Source organism: Exiguobacterium sp. s11, from assembly GCF_018619015.1.
GTDB classification, from domain to species: Bacteria; Bacillota; Bacilli; order Exiguobacteriales; family Exiguobacteriaceae; genus Exiguobacterium_A; species Exiguobacterium_A indicum.
Map to the genome: position 1 here is coordinate 1,406,513 of NZ_JACSNF010000001.1, position 15,944 is coordinate 1,422,456.

General features: G+C 50.5%; 16 protein-coding genes. 10 read left to right on the forward strand and 6 right to left on the reverse strand.

Translation table 11 applies throughout. The features are described 5' to 3' along the window. Nucleotides 1-301 precede the first annotated feature (301 nt). From KNQ12_RS07355 to KNQ12_RS07365, 3 genes are read right to left on the reverse strand one after another with little or no spacing between them, the layout of a single operon-like run. Nucleotides 302-772 carry a heme-degrading domain-containing protein gene (locus tag KNQ12_RS07355; RefSeq protein WP_214747170.1) on the reverse strand — a complete coding sequence of 157 codons (471 nt, stop codon included), beginning with the start codon at nt 770-772 and terminating at the stop codon, nt 302-304. Beyond that, nucleotides 760-1,809 carry a Gfo/Idh/MocA family oxidoreductase gene (locus KNQ12_RS07360; RefSeq protein WP_035395766.1) on the reverse strand — a complete coding sequence of 350 codons (1,050 nt, stop codon included), beginning with the start codon at nt 1,807-1,809 and terminating at the stop codon, nt 760-762. The genes KNQ12_RS07355 and KNQ12_RS07360 overlap by 13 nt, the downstream gene beginning before the upstream one ends. Next, nucleotides 1,806-2,561 (reverse strand): DeoR/GlpR family DNA-binding transcription regulator, encoded by a 756-nt coding sequence (locus tag KNQ12_RS07365; RefSeq protein ID WP_214747173.1) that lies wholly within the window; start codon nt 2,559-2,561, stop codon nt 1,806-1,808. Before KNQ12_RS07365 ends, KNQ12_RS07360 begins: the two co-directional genes overlap by 4 nt. Nucleotides 2,562-2,688: 127 nt before the next feature. Between KNQ12_RS07365 and KNQ12_RS07370 the strand changes: the two genes are divergently transcribed. From KNQ12_RS07370 to KNQ12_RS07385, 4 genes are all read left to right on the forward strand, one after another. After that, nucleotides 2,689-3,522 carry an SDR family oxidoreductase gene (locus KNQ12_RS07370; protein WP_214747176.1) on the forward strand — a complete coding sequence of 278 codons (834 nt, stop codon included), beginning with the start codon at nt 2,689-2,691 and terminating at the stop codon, nt 3,520-3,522. Nucleotides 3,523-3,616: 94 nt separating this feature from the next. Beyond that, a complete protein-coding gene (locus tag KNQ12_RS07375; RefSeq protein ID WP_214747179.1) occupies nt 3,617-5,182 on the forward strand; it encodes a sensor domain-containing diguanylate cyclase in 1,566 nt (521 codons plus the stop codon). A 12-nt stretch (nt 5,183-5,194) separates the two neighbouring features. Continuing rightward, nucleotides 5,195-5,524 carry a potassium channel family protein gene (locus KNQ12_RS07380; RefSeq protein ID WP_023469572.1) on the forward strand — a complete coding sequence of 110 codons (330 nt, stop codon included), beginning with the start codon at nt 5,195-5,197 and terminating at the stop codon, nt 5,522-5,524. A 13-nt stretch (nt 5,525-5,537) separates the two neighbouring features. Beyond that, nucleotides 5,538-6,188 (forward strand): hypothetical protein, encoded by a 651-nt coding sequence (locus KNQ12_RS07385; RefSeq protein ID WP_035395757.1) that lies wholly within the window; start codon nt 5,538-5,540, stop codon nt 6,186-6,188. 53 nt (nt 6,189-6,241) lie between these two features. On the opposite strand, the gene mgtE is transcribed toward KNQ12_RS07385, so the two are convergent. Further along, the gene (mgtE, locus tag KNQ12_RS07390; RefSeq protein WP_035395754.1) at nt 6,242-7,594 is read right to left on the reverse strand and encodes a magnesium transporter; all 1,353 of its coding nucleotides are present in this window, start codon (nt 7,592-7,594) and stop codon (nt 6,242-6,244) included. Nucleotides 7,595-7,821: 227 nt separating this feature from the next. Between mgtE and KNQ12_RS07395 the strand changes: the two genes are divergently transcribed. The 4 genes from KNQ12_RS07395 (at nt 7,822) to KNQ12_RS07410 (ending at nt 10,904) form a co-directional block, all read left to right on the forward strand. Further along, the gene (locus KNQ12_RS07395; protein WP_214747182.1) at nt 7,822-8,559 is read left to right on the forward strand and encodes a metal ABC transporter ATP-binding protein; all 738 of its coding nucleotides are present in this window, start codon (nt 7,822-7,824) and stop codon (nt 8,557-8,559) included. Continuing rightward, nucleotides 8,556-9,401 carry a metal ABC transporter permease gene (locus KNQ12_RS07400; RefSeq protein ID WP_029342804.1) on the forward strand — a complete coding sequence of 282 codons (846 nt, stop codon included), beginning with the start codon at nt 8,556-8,558 and terminating at the stop codon, nt 9,399-9,401. The genes KNQ12_RS07395 and KNQ12_RS07400 overlap by 4 nt, the downstream gene beginning before the upstream one ends. Then, the gene (locus tag KNQ12_RS07405) at nt 9,398-10,315 is read left to right on the forward strand and encodes a metal ABC transporter substrate-binding protein (RefSeq protein WP_214747185.1); all 918 of its coding nucleotides are present in this window, start codon (nt 9,398-9,400) and stop codon (nt 10,313-10,315) included. The genes KNQ12_RS07400 and KNQ12_RS07405 overlap by 4 nt, the downstream gene beginning before the upstream one ends. A gap of 76 nt (nt 10,316-10,391) precedes the next feature. After that, nucleotides 10,392-10,904, forward strand: a complete 513-nt coding sequence (locus KNQ12_RS07410; protein WP_214747188.1) for a PCYCGC motif-containing (lipo)protein — start codon at nt 10,392-10,394, stop codon at nt 10,902-10,904. Between the two features lie 71 nt (nt 10,905-10,975). On the opposite strand, the gene KNQ12_RS07415 is transcribed toward KNQ12_RS07410, so the two are convergent. Further along, the gene (locus tag KNQ12_RS07415; protein WP_174316686.1) at nt 10,976-11,416 is read right to left on the reverse strand and encodes a hypothetical protein; all 441 of its coding nucleotides are present in this window, start codon (nt 11,414-11,416) and stop codon (nt 10,976-10,978) included. A gap of 189 nt (nt 11,417-11,605) precedes the next feature. On the opposite strand from KNQ12_RS07415, the gene KNQ12_RS07420 reads away from it, so the two are divergent. Further along, on the forward strand, nt 11,606-12,619 hold the full coding sequence (locus tag KNQ12_RS07420; protein WP_285222530.1) for a zinc-binding alcohol dehydrogenase family protein: 1,014 nt from the start codon (nt 11,606-11,608) through the stop codon (nt 12,617-12,619). 216 nt (nt 12,620-12,835) lie between these two features. Further along, nucleotides 12,836-15,268, forward strand: a complete 2,433-nt coding sequence (locus KNQ12_RS07425) for a HAMP domain-containing sensor histidine kinase (protein ID WP_055969378.1) — start codon at nt 12,836-12,838, stop codon at nt 15,266-15,268. Nucleotides 15,269-15,329: 61 nt separating this feature from the next. Here KNQ12_RS07425 and wrbA read toward each other — a convergent pair whose 3' ends face one another. Then, entirely contained in the window at nt 15,330-15,932 is a 603-nt protein-coding gene (gene wrbA / locus KNQ12_RS07430) for an NAD(P)H:quinone oxidoreductase (RefSeq protein ID WP_023469582.1), read from the reverse strand. Nucleotides 15,933-15,944: the final 12 nt, after the last annotated feature.

Genomic DNA, 15,944 nt, shown 5'->3' on the forward strand with positions numbered 1-15,944 from the left:
TCTGACAGCGCAAAATCTTGCGCTTTTTCCTGTAGGAGTTGCGTGAACAACGTGAGTCCTGCTGTTTCTCATGATCTATCAAAATAGAATATAAAAAACCGAAATGCTGAAGTATATTCACTTCAGCATTTCGGTTTTTTCGTGTCGAACGATCCGTTGATGAACGTGCAAGACGAAGACTCCTGCGGGAAAAGCGGAATGGGTGAGACCCCGTAGGCGCGAATGCGGCGAGGAGGCTCGCCTTCCGCCCGCGGAAAGCGAAGTCTTGCACGAGAATCAACACTTGTGTTTTATAAATACCTTATTGCCCCAGCTGTTGTCTCTTAAGTAAGCGCAACGCTTCCGTCGCGAGACGATGATCCGCTTCCTGCGATAGACCGGAAACGGTGATCGTACCAACGACACCGACTCCTTCGATCCGGATCGGGAACGATCCGCCGGCATCGGCATAATCAGCCAGAGAAACGGCATACATCGAGTGGTACGAGCGATGTTTACTCTCATTATACCGGCGCATGTAGAGTGAGCTATAGCCATGCCGCAAGACGACGTTCGATTTCCGGCGGATCCATTCTTCCTGATCCGGCGCCGTACCGTCGAGCGCCGCGTAATATAAACGCTGCCCGTTCCGTTTGATTTCAACGGCGATCGATAAGTTCTCCTTCATCGCCCGTCCGATCAATTCATGTCCCATCCCGATCGCTTCCGTGTTCGTCAATGACGTCAGGACGAGTTCGTCCTCTTCCGCTAGCAACACCTTCAATTCTTCCATGCATCCCATTCCTTTCGTAAGAGGCGTCGTCCTTCATCACTGCTGATGCGCACTGCTTCAATCAGACGCATCGTTTTTTCAGCGTCGCGTAAATCGACAGGTACTCGTCCCCCGCGAAGTCCTTCCGCCAACTGTTCATAAAACGTCGCATAACTGCCTGGAAGTGTCGCGAGACGCTCGACTGGCTGATCAGCGATTTGAAGGTAACCGTAGGAATCTACTTCATCTTCACCGAGCTGTTCGTCCACCGGATGACCTTTCGCAAGCCGTCCTTCTTGTGGGTCCATTCCGTATTTAATGTAACTGCCGCGCGTCGCATGAAACTCGAAACGTGGTGTTGGTCCTTGAATGAAGGACGTCGAACGGAGAATGACACGACGCGTCCCGTAATGCAGCGTGATGTGGAAACCATCATCGACGACAGCACCGTCACGTTGCAGGTAGACGTCGCCTGTGAGTGCATCCGGTTCTCCGAACAAAGCGAGTGCTTGATCGAGTAAGTGTGAGCCGAGATCAAACAGGATGCCGGCGCCACTTCCCGCTTGTTCCCGCCAGCGTTCCCGAACGACCGGGCGATAGCGATCAAAGCGTGATTCGATGACTTGCCAGTCGCCGATCTCGTTCATTTCCATCAATTGTTCAAGTGTCAAGAAGTCACCGTCAAAGCGACGATTTTGATAGACGGCGACTTGAACGCCGTGTTGTTTCGCTAACGTTTGCAGCGCCAGTGCTTCTTCGATCGTTACGACAGCCGGCTTTTCGAGTAAGACGTGCTTTTTTGCTTCAATCGCTTGTTTTGCCATTTCGAAATGGAGTGCCGTTGGTGTCGTGATGATGACGAGCTCCGTGTTCTCATCCTGTAAGGCTTCAGCAAGTGTCGCGACGACCGTCGCCTTACTGAAATGTTGTGCCACCTGCTCCGGTCGACTTGAGACGACTTGCGTCACTTCAAATGCCGGTAATGCCTGTAAGAACGGAACGTGGAACGTCACCGCTGAAAAGCCGAATCCGACGAGCGTCGTTTGAATCGGGTTCATGTTGTTTCCTCCTCTGTCACGTCGAGATCGACATGATAATGATCTAGTCGTTCTTGCCACGTTGCATCTGGTACTTGATCGGTGACGAGCACATCGATTTGCTCCCAGTCACAGATCTTATGCAAAAAACGCTTATTGAATTTCGTATGGTCTGCGAGGACGATGACACGGGTCGCACTTCGAATCATCGCTTTCTTTACGACCGCTTCTTCGAGTTGTTCCGCAAAAAGTCCTTCTTCCGTCAATCCACATGCTCCAAGAAACACACAATCGACTTGATAATTCAGGATGTCGTCTGCCGTCTTGATCCCACTCAAGCTGCGCGCATGCCGGTCGAAACGTCCTCCCGTGACGTACAGCTCAATATCCGTGCGAGCTCCGACATAGTCTGCGATGTCGAGGGAGTTCGTGATGACTTGTAGTGGATAAGGCGGAAGTGCTCGTGCCATCTCAGATACCGTCGTTGCAGCGTCGAGCAATAAGCGATCGTTCGCTTGGACGTGACGCGCTGCACGCTGCCCAATCCGCCGTTTTTCCGGTTTCTCTGTCCGTTGCTCATATGCAAGTGTTCCACCAGCACGGACTAATCCATTCTTAACGCGAATGATCTCCCCTTCTTGTTCGAGGGCGATGACGTCACGACGTGCAGTATCCCGTGAAATCTGATACTCCTGCATCAATTGATCGAGCGAAATTTCAGGACTCGTCTTGATCCATTCCCGCATCTGTTGCAACCGTTCGATTTGCCCCATCGATTCCTGCCTCCTTTTTTCTTTATATTAAGTTTTTTCATTACAATATGCAATTTTAATGCAAATAGTTCAACAGTAATTCGGGTAAATAATAGAAGACAACTACTTTCAGAACGGAGGAATAGATATGCAAACGATGTTGATCACGGGTGCTTCTTCTGGTATCGGTCTTGCGACGGCGCGGCGATTCGCAGACGCCGGATGGTTCGTCTACGCTGGTGTCCGGAGCCCAGACGAAATGACCGTGTCATTACTGACGCTTACCTTCTTGCCGCTCGATGTGACGGATGAAACAAGCGTGAAAGCAGCCGTTCGTCAAATTGAACAAGAAGTCGATCATCTCGACGTCGTGTTCTGTAATGCCGGTCATGGTTTGCTGCGCGCACTCGGTCAAGCGACGAGTTATGAAATCAAGCAACTCTTCGAAACGAACGTCTTCGGTGTCATCCGAACGATCGAAGCTTGTCTCCCCTTACTCAAACAAGCACCGGACGGTAGTCACTTACTCGCGACTTCAAGCGTCAGTGGTCTCGTCGGTCAACCGATGAATGAACTGTATTGTGCCAGTAAGTTCGCGATCGAGGGGCTGTTCGAAAGTCTTGCGACCTACTATAAACCGTACTTCAATATCGACGTCACCCTGATTGAACCAGCCGCCGTCGAGACGAACTTTACCGCAACTGTGCTCGATCAACTCGAACGGACGGGCGGCTTACACGAAGACGACTTCAAACCGATTATCACGGCCTATTTGCAGACGTATCGGACGCGACATGCCGATCGCCAATCGGCAGAAGCTCTGGCTGAGGTGATCTTCGAGGTCGTCCACCGTGACGAACGTCCGTTACGGATCCGGACGACAGAAGCCGATGAACATTTCGTCGCCCATAAGACACATCATGATCCGTCAGGTCTCGAAGGGATCGCCAAAATACGACGACTGACATTAAATCTCGACTGATTTCCCTTTTTTTGAAATTTCAATCCGCCTAAGCAATCTTTGCCCACTATACTGAGACTATCTACCTAAAAATTATCTAGAAGGGCGGAACGCCATGCCATCCTTGTTTCTTTTTACGATCGTCTATCTGATTCCGACCTTCATCATGTTCTACATGTCGATTGATATATTTTTACGCAATCCATCACGTCCGCAACACCGACTGCTTAGCTTATTCACGTTCGCTTACGGGATGTTGTTCCTTGGTGAATTTTTCCGGAATGCCTCCCCGATCGATTTTAGTCCGGCATTCGTGACCTACTGGTTCGGAAATGCTGGTCTGATCGTCTTCAGTACATCGCTCCACTTCATCTTTCGCGTCTCGAATTTGTGGAAACGAATGCCACGTTTACTGTACCCATGGATCTTCTATCTTCCGATGGGCGTCGTGCTGACGACATACGTATTCCAGACGAACGTCATCAACAGTCAGCAATTCACACAGGTCGGACAGTTCATCTATCCTGAATTCAACACACAATATCTAGTGACGATGACGATCGGGAACATCTTCCATCTCCTCGTCATCGGTCTGCTCGTGTACGCACGGACACACTTGAAAGATGCGCGTCGTGGCATTATCAATGTCTTACTCAGTTTCGCGATTCTCGTTCTCGCGTGGGATATCGTCTTCGGCTACTGGTCGTTCTACGGCATCATGCCACCGTATGCCTATATGTATGGCGGTTTGTTCTGGGCAGGAGCACTGGCAATCGCAATGCGCCGATTCGATTATCTCGCGTCCTATCAGAAGCGTTTCGCGACGCTCTACAATTTGAATCCTTCGGCAATCCTGCTGCTCGACCGGGATGGACGAATCGAGAGTGCCAACCCAGCCGCTCATCGGCTGTTTGAGACCGATGACTTAACGGCATGTACGTTTTCGACCTACTTGCCGGATAAAAAACAAGCCGATTGGTCGCTGCATTATATGACGCACTTTTTATCGCAACGTAAGTTCAATGAATTCGAGACGAAGATTTTGACAGCACAACAACAAGAACGCTACGTCGTCATGGATGCCGATTTCGTCTTCATCGAACAAGAGTTGCACGGGATGCTGTTGATTCGTGATATCCAGTCCTTCAAGGAAGCGGAGCAGACGATTCGTTTCTTCGCCTACCACGATCCGTTGACGAAGATTGCGAATCGCCGGAGCTTTTATGAACGTGCAGCGCAAGAGTTACTCGAACTTGATCATATCGCGATCATCGTCGTCGACCTCGATGGTTTCAAAGTCATCAACGATACGTATGGACATCAAATCGGTGACGCCTTCTTGATTCATATCGCTCGCCTACTAGAACACCATGCGGAACAGAATGGATTCGCTGCCCGTGTCGGTGGCGACGAATTCTTCTTACTCTATCGTCATCCGTCTGTCGCTACGCTCCATACTTATGCCGCAGACCTGTTGACGTACTTGCAAGACAACCCTTACCGGTTCGCTGAAGAAACCATTGAAATCCGAACGAGCATCGGACTCAGTTACTTACCCAATCATGGCGTCGATCTCGACACGCTGATTCAGCATGCTGACCAAGCGATGTATCGTGTCAAACATGCCGGAAAGAACGATTATTTCATTCATGATACGATGGACTCGACGCAACGATCCTAAAGGAGAGATTCCATGATTTCTGTACTGACGATTTTTTCACGCTTATTCAAGGGATTGCGCCGCGCCTTTCACTTATCTTACTTTCGTGGTCTATTGATTCTCTGCCTGTTGACACTCGTTTCCGGTACGATCTTCTATAGCACGGAAGAAAACCTGTCGATAGTGGATGCACTTTACTTTTGTATCACGACATTAAGTACGGTTGGGCATCCAACGTTCGTTCCGACGACGACGCTCGGTAAGGTCTTTACGATGGCATACATCACGATTGGCTGCGGGCTGTTCTTAACACTGATTGCCACGTTATCGTATGTCCTGATTAAACAACCGGAGGATGAATAAGGGGGAATGATCCATGCGCCAAGCTGCCATCCAAAATAACTTCGATTGGTGTCGCCTCGTCTGTGAGTCAGCCGGTTGCCGGGTGACAGAAACTGATTCGACCTGGCACGCTCAAGGAAACGTACCAAGCTATTATCCGGAACTGATGGTCCGGCTTCCCCATCAGCGAATTGGTGTCACGGATGCCTACAGTATCAAGGACTGCACGGCAAGCTATGATTTCTCGAGTGCCGGTCTCAGTCATCTGTTCACAGCGGAATGGATGACCCGCCCTGCCATACTCGATCGCCGTGCTCTTCCCGTCGATTGGTCCGTCGTGACGGATCTCGATCAGTTCGCTCGCTTCCAGGCTATCCAGGCAACACCGGAGTTGCCCACAACGTTATGGCAACATCCCGCTGTCCGATTCTTCTATTCGGAGGCGCAACAAGCAAGTTGCATCGCCTACTCGAATCAAGTGACGACCGGACTGACGTACGTCAATTCCGATTACCTCGACGAACGCTTATGGGATGATATCGCACGTTTGAGTTCAGCACATTTTCCCGGTCAATCGCTCGTCGGTTACGAGTATGGCGATCACCTGATCACAGCGCTTGAATCCGGCTTTGACGACGTTGGTCCACTCGCGATCTGGATTCGCACGACGAATGATCACACATGAAAAAACCGAACCGATTCCCTTCCTCTTGACGAAGATGAATCGGTTCGGTTTTTTTACATCAAGCGGCTAATGAATGCCGTTGCAATCCCGAAGTAGACGAGGAGCGATAAGATATCGTTCAACGTCGTGATCAATGGTCCGGATGCGATTGCCGGGTCAATCTTTAGACGATGTAAGATGAGCGGAATGATCGTTCCAGCAAGTGTCCCGAAGATCAACGTGATGACGAGCGAACTGCCGACTACAAGTCCTAAGACGGCACTCCCTTGCCAGACGTAGGCGATGACGGCGATCAAGATACCACAAATGACACCAATGATTAAACCAACCCAGAGTTCTCGCAGGATTAATCGAGTCGCGACCCGCTTATCGACTTCACGCGTGATCAATCCGCGGACGACGACCGCGAGCGATTGAGTACCGGTATTTCCGGTCATCCCGGCAATCATCGGCATGAAGAAGGCGAGCGCGACGACTTTTGAGAGCGTCTCTTCGAACTGACTGATGATCGATCCGGAGACGAGCCCGATGAACAGTAGCAAGACGAGCCACGGTAAGCGACGGGTCGCAGCAATCCACGGCTTCGTCTCGAAATCAATTGATTTACCGGACGCCGAGAGTTTCTCGATGTCTTCGTTCGCTTCTTCCCGTAAGACGTCAAGCGCATCATCGACCGTGATGAGTCCGACGAGAATGTCGCCCTCGACGACGGGTAACGAGACGAGATCATAGCGTTCGAACAATTGCGCGACTTCTTCCTGGTCGGTCTCTGCCGCTACCCGAATCACCTTCGTCTCCATGACGTCACTAATCCGTTCCGTATTTTCAGCTAAGATGACATCCCGGTATGAGATGACACCGACGAGTTCACTGAGTTGATTGACGACGTAGACATAGTTGATCGTCTCCGAATATTCGATGTAGTCGCGCATCTTCTCGACTGTCTCACCGACCGTGAAATCCTCTCCGACCCAGATGAACCGGTTCGTCATCAAGCGCCCTGCCGTTTCCGGTGGATACGTCAAGAGATTGCGGACGATCAGAGCCTCGTCCGTCCGCATGCTTCCAAGCAAGCGGTCGGTCTCTTCCGGTCCAAGTTCCTCGAGTAAATCCGCGACGTCATCGTTCTCCATTAAATCGAGGACGTGCCCGGCACGCTCGACGTCTAAACGACGTAAGACGGCGAGACGTTGCTCCCCTTCGAGCTCCTCGAGGACATCCGCCAATCGCTCGTGATCCAGATAGTCGAGGAGTCGTGCCTGATCGTCTTCGCCCAACTCTTCATACACTTGCGCGATATCATACGGATAGACCTCTTCGATGACTTGCTGTGCTTGCTCCCGCTTTTCCTTCGCGAGCGCATCGAGCAATAACCACTTCCATTGTTGTTCTGCTGTCTGACGCAATCTCCTCACCCCCTGTATTCTGCCTTTTCATCTTAGCACGAGTTGATTCGCGATCGATATCGAAAAACAGTTGACATCTGTTTCCTATGGCTTTAAAGTTTGCCTTAAGGAAACATTATTTGTAGACCGAATCTTTTTCCAGTGATTGGAGTTAAAATTTTTACCCTATTTTTTGCCCTAAGGAAACTTTCCTTCTATATACCACAAAACCAAAGGAGTGATCATTCATGTACGCCCTTGACGTTGATCGTCTCACCGTCTCTTATTTTGATACCCATGCAATCGACGGAGTGTCCGTTCGCCTCCCGGTCGCTTCGTTGATTGGCATCATCGGACCGAACGGTGCTGGTAAATCCACATTCTTAAAAGCCGTCCTCGGTCTGATCCCGGCTCGTATCGAGCAGTTACGCGTGCTCGACCAATCACTCGAAGACGTCCGGTCACGCGTCGCTTATGTTCCACAACGAAGTGCAATTGATTGGGATTTCCCGGTTCGTGTGCAGGACGTCGTGTTGATGGGCTGTTATCCGAAGCTCGGCTTATTCAAACGACCATCGAAAGCACAAAAAGCGTTCGCCATGGATTGTCTCGAACGCGTCGGTATGTCCGATCATGCTGAACGCCAAATCGGTGAACTGTCAGGCGGACAGCAACAACGGGTCTTTCTGGCGCGTGCCCTTGCCCAAGAAGCAGAGCTACTATTGCTGGACGAACCGTTCGTCGGCATCGATGTCGCGAGTGAGCAGATGATCATCGAGCTCTTACGGACACTCCGAGCCGAAGGGCGGACGATTGTCGTCGTCCACCATGATTTGCATAAAGCAGAAGACTACTTCGACACATTGATGCTGTTGAACAAACAACTGATCGCTGTCGGTCCACCGTCTGATATCTTGACACCGGAATGGCTCGAACCAGCGTATGGCTTACCGCTATTCGAACGACGCAAGGAGGGACAAGGATGACGTTCATCGAGGCATTACTTCAGTATGAGTTCTTACAAAAAGCGATGATCACCGCCATCATGGTCGGCATCATCTGTGGTGTGATCGGCTGTTTCATCATCCTTCGCGGAATGTCATTGATGGGGGACGCGATCTCGCACGCCGTTTTACCTGGTGTTGCGATTTCCTACCTACTCGGAATCAACTTCCTGATCGGTGCTGTCGTGACGGGTCTCGTGACCGCACTCGGAATCGGCTTCGTTAGCCAGAACAGTCGCATCAAGAACGATACGGCAATCGGAATCATGTTCACATCCGCCTTCGCCCTCGGGATCATCCTGATCTCGTTCTTGCGTAGCAGTAGTGATCTCTATCACATTCTGTTCGGTAACGTCCTCGCGGTCCGTCCGAGCGACATGTGGATGACCGTCATCATCGGATTGATTGTCCTCGGCGGGATCTTCTTGTTCTACAAAGAGTTGCTAATCAGCTCGTTTGACCCGACGATGGCGCAAGCCTATGGACTATCGACGCGTTGGATTCATTACGGACTGATGACGTTACTAACACTCGTCACCGTCGCTTCACTTCAGACCGTCGGCATCATCCTCGTCGTCGCGATGCTGATCACACCAGCAGCGACCGCGTATTTACTGACGAACCGTCTCTCAAGGATGCTGTTCCTAGCGGCAGGATTCGGTACGCTGTCCGCCATCGTCGGACTGTATTTCAGCTTCACCTATAATCTATCTTCCGGTGCGTCGATCGTCCTCGTCGCGACGACGTTGTTCGCACTCGTCTTCGTCTTCTCACCACGTCACGGTCTGATGCGTCACCGGAAACGAAAGGAGTCTACTGTATGAAAGTAAAACTTTTTCTGTTCGTCCTCCTCAGCACGATCTTGCTTGCTGCTTGTTCGACACCTGCAGAAGATAACGGGAAGCTGAAGGTCGTTGCGACATATTCGATTCTCGCTGACCTCGCACGTGAGGTCGGTGGTGAACATGTGGATGTCCACAGCATGGTCAAGATCGGGGCAAACCCGCACGAGTATGATCCACTTCCAGCAGACGTACAAGCGATGGCAGATGCTGACGTCGTCTTCTACAACGGGTTGAACCTGGAAGCCGGCGGTGCGTGGTTCGATAAACTCCGGGCAACGACTGGCAAAGACGCGTCTGACGCACCAGTCTATCGTTTAAGCAAAGGCGTCGAACCGAAATACCTGACGACGAAGGGCAAAGAATCGGAGACTGATCCACATGCGTGGCTCGATATAAGCAATGGCATCCGCTATGTCGAAAACGTCAAGCAGGCATTAATCAAGGAAGATCCGAAGCACAAAGCCGACTACGAAAAAAATGCCGATGCCTATATCAAAAAATTGCAGACGCTTAATCAGGAAGCGAAAAAGCAGTTTGCCGCTATTCCGAAAGCAGAACGTCATCTCGTCACGAGCGAAGGAGCCTTCAAATACTTCGGAACTGCCTATGACTTCAAAGCGGATTATATTTGGGAGATCAACTCAGATAATCAAGGGACTCCGGCTCAAGTCCGCCGGATCGTCGATACGATCAAGGAGCAAGATATCCCTGTCCTGTTCGTCGAAACGAGCGTCGATCGGCGGAGCATGGAAACCGTCTCAAGGGAGACTGGTGTTCCGATCGGTGGTACTCTCTTCACCGACTCACTCGGTGCACCGGGTAAGGATGGCGACACCTACTACAGCATGATGCAAACAAATATCGAGACGATCACGGAAGCACTCGCCAAGTAAGCGTCAACAAATCGTCACGCCTTCTGGATACGTCTTTCCTTATAATGAAGGCAAGACGATGAAAGAGAGGCACATTATGCAAACACGACTATATCGTTACGCCTTTCCCCTTAGTATCAGCCTGTTGCTTGCCGCATGCGGAACAGCTGATCAAACGGGTGCTCCGAAGACAGAACAGACGAATCACGGAGATCATGCTGACCATGCCAGCCACGGTGCTGGTGATCAACTCGAGAAGACCGCGGGACCAGACACGTTACCCGCTTTTCTGAACGAACAGGATGAGTCGATCCAGACGATTTACCGCTCCGTCGCTAAACATCCTGATCTCTTGAAGAAGATGCCTTGTTATTGTGGTTGCGGTGAATCTGCTGGTCATACAAGCAACTATGACTGCTTCATCGAAGAGCAGACCGCTACTTCCACGACCTGGACGACGCACGGCATTACGTGCGGCACCTGTCTTGATATCGCAGCACAGTCGATTGTCGCTTATCAAAAAGGTAGCTCCGTCAAGGAAATCCGGACTGCCATCGATCAAGCTTATAAAAAGACCGGTGTCACACCGACGCCAACTCCGGCACTCTAAAAAACAGTCCGCCCTCCTCGCGATGAACGTCAGGAAAGGCGGACTGCTTTTTTATGTTCTTTTTTTCTGTCTCATGTGGAGCGCTTTTGACTTCTAGCACGCAAAACGAGCGGTCGACCCGACAACAGCTCATCCAGTTGATAGTAGGTATGTGCCCGAATCGGTCGATCCGTTCGTGGCAGGTGACGGAGTTCGTATGCTACTTCGAGTAAGTAAAATTTGTATTCCTCCCCTTCATCAAAACCGAAGCTTGCGCGCCGTTCTTCGATATACGCAAGGACACGCTCCTGTTGCGAGAACGAGAGCCGCTGGACTTGTGGGGCAAGTGCCTCGTGCGGAGAGAGCACGATTTCCCGCTCCGTGCGATACAGTCGATGCATGACGCCACCACTTTGACGCAAGGCAATCAAACGCGCGGGTCGATATGGACGTGGGTGCGGATGCGCATGGACGAGGTAACGTTCAATCGTGACTTGAGTCGGTCCTGCCGGTAGAGAGATGACGTCATACATACAAAATCGCTCCTTCTCAAAAAATAATAGCTACTCTCATATGCTACCATATCTATCCAGCATTCTTCCGTTGACGACAGAAGGGGAATCCGTTTTCAAAGTTTCGCAATTGGTTTTAAGACCGAGCGGGGGTGGAACAGATGGAGAGAAACGATTCCTATCTGGAAAGGATGATTGTCGATGTCGAATATGTCCGCTGTCGGTTTCCACCGACACTTACCACTAACGGAACAAGAGAGTCTGATTGATTTAGAACTGCCACGCCCGGAAGCAACCGGACACGATTTATTGGTTGAGATCAAAGCCGTATCGGTTAACCCGGTCGATACGAAAGTCCGTGTTCACGGGAAAGACGAAGACGCCCCGAAGGTCATCGGTTACGATGCAGCCGGAGTCGTCGTTGAAGTCGGCGATGATGCCTCCCTCTTCCAAGTCGGTGATGAAGTCTATTACGCCGGTGCGATTCAGCGCCCTGGGTCAAACAGTGACTTCCAACTCGTTGATGAACGGATCGTCGCCAAAAAGCCGGAACGGTTGACGTTCAGTGAAGCCGCTGCTCTCCCGTTGACGACGCTGACAGCTTATGAAGCATTGACCGATCGTCTCGGATTGACGTTTGACGCTAAGTCGAATCTCGAGAAGACGATTCTCATCATTGGAGCTGCTGGTGGTGTCGGTTCAATCGCGACACAACTCGCGAATCACGCTGGGCTGACCGTCATCGGAACGGCGTCGCGTGACGAGACGATTGATTGGGCGAAGGAACACGGTGCACATCATACGATCAATCACCACGAGGCATTCCGTCCTCAGCTGGAAGCCCTCGGCTACAAATACGTCGACTATATCTTCTGTCTCAATGCGACGGACCAACATTTTGAGACGATGGTCGATGTAATTGCACCGCAAGGGAAAATCTGTAGCATCGTCGAGACAGATCAAAAACTCGATTTAAGTGCGCTCCAACAAAAGAGTGCGACGTTCGTTTGGGAGTTCATGTTCACGCGTCCGCTGTTTGCGACAGAGGACATGATCCGCCAACATGAGATTCTGACGCAAGTTGCAGCATGGATCGAAGAGCATACACTCGAGACGACGGTCACACAGACGCTAATCGGCATGAATGCCGACAACCTAAAAGAAGCACATCGTCTTGTCGAAAGCGGAAAAACGATTGGGAAGATTGTCGTCGAACATCATTAATGGACATCGGAGCAGGATGGGAGTAAAATCCCGTTCTGCTTTTTTTGTCGTTCTTTGTTTTCTTTGTGAACCTGAATCTCTTACTTTGAAGATAATTTAAGCATTATGACTATATTTATTCGTCTAAAAAATGTACGATTACGGTAACAAATATTCCAATGTAATACATCTAATCGACGCTTGATACACATAGACAAAGGAGCATCCATAATCCATATGCGAAAATGGTTCAATCAAAAGATCAGCCGACAGATCATGTCGTCGTTTTATCTCATTCTTATCACACTATCGATCTCTTCCCTGGCTGCTTATTTTTACACGAACCACCAAGTCACGGATGCGAAACAGGAGCTCGATGCGATCAGCTTACGTGAAGATCGAGCGACGAAACTTTGGGACGATTGGCAGTCCCTTCAATACGAGATGCGGGGCTATATCGTCTTCGGTGACGATGCCGTGCTCGACGTGATTGATGAAAAAAAAGCCTCACTTGAACAACAGACCGCTTGGTTTGAGAAAAATCGTCTCTACAAAGCGGATCAAATCTATGCGTCTGACATCCGGTCGCTCTATAACTCGTATACGAACTTCGTCATGCCAAGCTTGATTAAATATGTTCAAGCGAAGCAGTCAGGCACGATCGACGAACGTTTCTTGCAGATGCCGAGTCTGAAGGCGATGATGCCAGAAGTGCCACGGGACCCGAACCGGAAATTCAAGATGAATGCCTCTAATAGTGAGACGATGCGTAAAAGCGTCAACACGATGGAGAGCACGTTCACGAACTACCGGAGTAGTCTCCGTGCGAAAGAACTTGGTGCAAAAGAACAACTCGTCACCCAGACGAAGTATGCTGAGTGGATTTGGCTCGTCAATTTGCTCGTCCTATTCCTTGTTATCTTGCTGATCGTCCGCCCGTTCATCGAACGGACGACGCGACAGATCCATCTTCTTAGCAAGGAGAGTAAACTTCTTGCTAGCGGTGAGCATACGTTACCGTTGATTCCACTCAACCGTGCTGACGAGATTGGTGAATTGAGTAAATCGTTCCATCAGATGGCGACAGCTTTGATTGAAAACAAACATCAATTGATGTCAACGAACGTCAATCTCGAAGATGCCTTAAAACTGACGCAACGGAACGAGTCCCACTTGCGTCTACGGAATCAATTGACGGAGACACTGGCGTCGCGCGATAGCATCAGCGCTTATCCTTCTGTCATCCAAAAGATGGTTGAGATCACGCAGTCTGATCAAGGCGCACTGATCTTTAAAGAAGGAACAAAAGTCATCGATATCGTCTTTTATCCACAGACACCGCTCACAGTCGAGGATTGGATGCCAACGATTGAGCCGTTATTGCGTGAGTCGCGACAAGATAAACGACCGCATACACAGTTCGAGGACGAAGTCGCACGCGCTGTCACACCGGTTCTTGATCCGAGTCAAAATGAGATCATCGCCTATATCTTCTTGTCCCGCGATCAGGATCGGTTTGATCGTTACGAGCAGGAAGAACTAGCCGCCTTCGCGCGCCAGCTGGCATTGTCACTCTTGCGGATGCGGACGTTCGACGAGATTGAACGTGAGCGGGAAAAAACGGCGCGACTATTGAACTCGATTCGTGAATCGATCGTCTATATCGAACCCGAAGGCGATATTCAATTGATCAACCGACCATTGCTCGATCTGTTTGACCATCCGGTTGATGACAGTATCGATGAGAACGGACTGATGAACATCACTCCGTCTGTCGTCCAACTTAAGCATCGCGTCGACCAACTACCGGAATTCGAACGTTACTTGAAAAAGACGTTCGTTCAGCGTGAAATCGGTGAAGGAATCACCTTCTCAATCGATCACGAGCGACGCTTCATCAAGACGTATTCCGAGAGCATTCATTATGGTGGACAGTTCCGCGGGATTCTACTCGTCTTACGTGACGTGACGAACGAAGTCGAGATTGACCGGATCAAAAACGAACTCGTCTCGACGATCTCGCACGAACTGCGGACACCACTCTCGTCGATCTATGGCTTTACTGAGCTGATGATTCAGCGTGACCTGCCACCGAAGCGACAGAAGAAGTATCTCGAAGCGGTCCATTCGGAAACAGAACGTCTTTCGCTGTTGATCAATGACTTCCTCGACCTGCAACGGATGGAAGCAAACCGTCAGGAATATGAGATGGCACCGTTTGATATCGTCGCGATGATTCGGGATTTGAAACAGTTGCATAGCCTGTCGTCGTCTTCCCACGCGATTGAAATATTCCGAAACGTCGAACCGCTGATCGTCGAAGGGGATGCGAAGAAGATTCGCCAATTGTTCAGTAACCTGATCAACAATGCGATCAAATACTCACCAGCTGGTGGAACGATCGATATCCAACTGACGCGACACGCGTCACGTGTCACCGTCGCGATTCAAGATGAGGGTATCGGGATTCCTGCTTCTGCGATGAGTAACTTGTTCCAAAAATTCTATCGTGTCGACAATTCGGACACCCGTCAAATCGGCGGTACTGGTCTTGGGCTCTCAATCTGTCGCGAAATTGCGCGTGGGCATGATGGAGAAATCCATGTCGAGTCGATCGAAGGACAAGGTTCGACGTTCACAGTCGAACTTCCGTTGACGCAAAATACATGATGCATATGAAAAAGCGCCAGAATGCGAATCAGCATTCCGGCGCTTTTTGAATTAGGTAATGTTATGAGTTGAGACGGCTTGCCACTTCAACCGTCCGTTTCGCTTGATGGCGCACGGCTGGTTCGACCGATTCGACCATGTTGCCGTCTTGGTCGACAGTGACCGATGTACCATATGGATTTCCGCCCGCTGCGAACAAGACAGGATCCGAATAACCTGGTGCTGCAACGATTGCACCCCAGTGGAACATCGTCGTATAAACTGCGAGAACAGTCGCTTCCTGACCGCCATGCGGATTCTGTGCCGACGACATCGCACTGACGACTTTATTAACGAGTTTGCCTTGTGCCCACAGTCCGCCTGTCGTGTCGAGGAACTGTTGGAATTGTCCTGGGACATGACCGTAACGTGTCGGGACGCTAAAGATAATCGCATCTGCCCAGTCGAGTAGATCCGGTGTCGCTTCTTCGATATCACGTGTGGCATCCGCATGCTTTTGCCACAATGGGTTCGAAGCAATCGCTTCTGCTGGGGCTGTCTCCTTGATTTTCGCAAGGCGGACTTCTGCTCCTGCCGCTTCTCCCGCTTCTTTTGCCCATGAGGCAAGTTGATGGTTCGTTCCGGTTGCGCTGTAATAGATGACCGCTAGTTTCACGTTTGACATGACTTCGCTCCT

Bases quoted from the DNA above. Each gene is read 5' to 3' on its own strand.
- KNQ12_RS07380 (WP_023469572.1), top strand. From the start codon at position 5,195: ATGATTTCTGTACTGACGATTTTTTCACGCTTATTCAAGGGATTGCGC.
- KNQ12_RS07400 (WP_029342804.1), top strand. From the start codon at position 8,556: ATGACGTTCATCGAGGCATTACTTCAGTATGAGTTCTTACAAAAAGCG.
- KNQ12_RS07410 (WP_214747188.1), top strand. From the start codon at position 10,392: ATGCAAACACGACTATATCGTTACGCCTTTCCCCTTAGTATCAGCCTG.
- wrbA (WP_023469582.1), bottom strand. From the start codon at position 15,932: ATGTCAAACGTGAAACTAGCGGTCATCTATTACAGCGCAACCGGAACG.
- KNQ12_RS07385 (WP_035395757.1), top strand. From the start codon at position 5,538: ATGCGCCAAGCTGCCATCCAAAATAACTTCGATTGGTGTCGCCTCGTC.
- KNQ12_RS07415 (WP_174316686.1), bottom strand. From the start codon at position 11,416: ATGTATGACGTCATCTCTCTACCGGCAGGACCGACTCAAGTCACGATT.
- KNQ12_RS07360 (WP_035395766.1), bottom strand. From the start codon at position 1,809: ATGAACCCGATTCAAACGACGCTCGTCGGATTCGGCTTTTCAGCGGTG.
- KNQ12_RS07405 (WP_214747185.1), top strand. From the start codon at position 9,398: ATGAAAGTAAAACTTTTTCTGTTCGTCCTCCTCAGCACGATCTTGCTT.
- KNQ12_RS07375 (WP_214747179.1), top strand. From the start codon at position 3,617: ATGCCATCCTTGTTTCTTTTTACGATCGTCTATCTGATTCCGACCTTC.
- KNQ12_RS07420 (WP_285222530.1), top strand. From the start codon at position 11,606: ATGTCCGCTGTCGGTTTCCACCGACACTTACCACTAACGGAACAAGAG.
- KNQ12_RS07370 (WP_214747176.1), top strand. From the start codon at position 2,689: ATGCAAACGATGTTGATCACGGGTGCTTCTTCTGGTATCGGTCTTGCG.
- KNQ12_RS07395 (WP_214747182.1), top strand. From the start codon at position 7,822: ATGTACGCCCTTGACGTTGATCGTCTCACCGTCTCTTATTTTGATACC.
- KNQ12_RS07365 (WP_214747173.1), bottom strand. From the start codon at position 2,561: ATGGGGCAAATCGAACGGTTGCAACAGATGCGGGAATGGATCAAGACG.
- KNQ12_RS07425 (WP_055969378.1), top strand. From the start codon at position 12,836: ATGCGAAAATGGTTCAATCAAAAGATCAGCCGACAGATCATGTCGTCG.
- KNQ12_RS07355 (WP_214747170.1), bottom strand. From the start codon at position 772: ATGGAAGAATTGAAGGTGTTGCTAGCGGAAGAGGACGAACTCGTCCTG.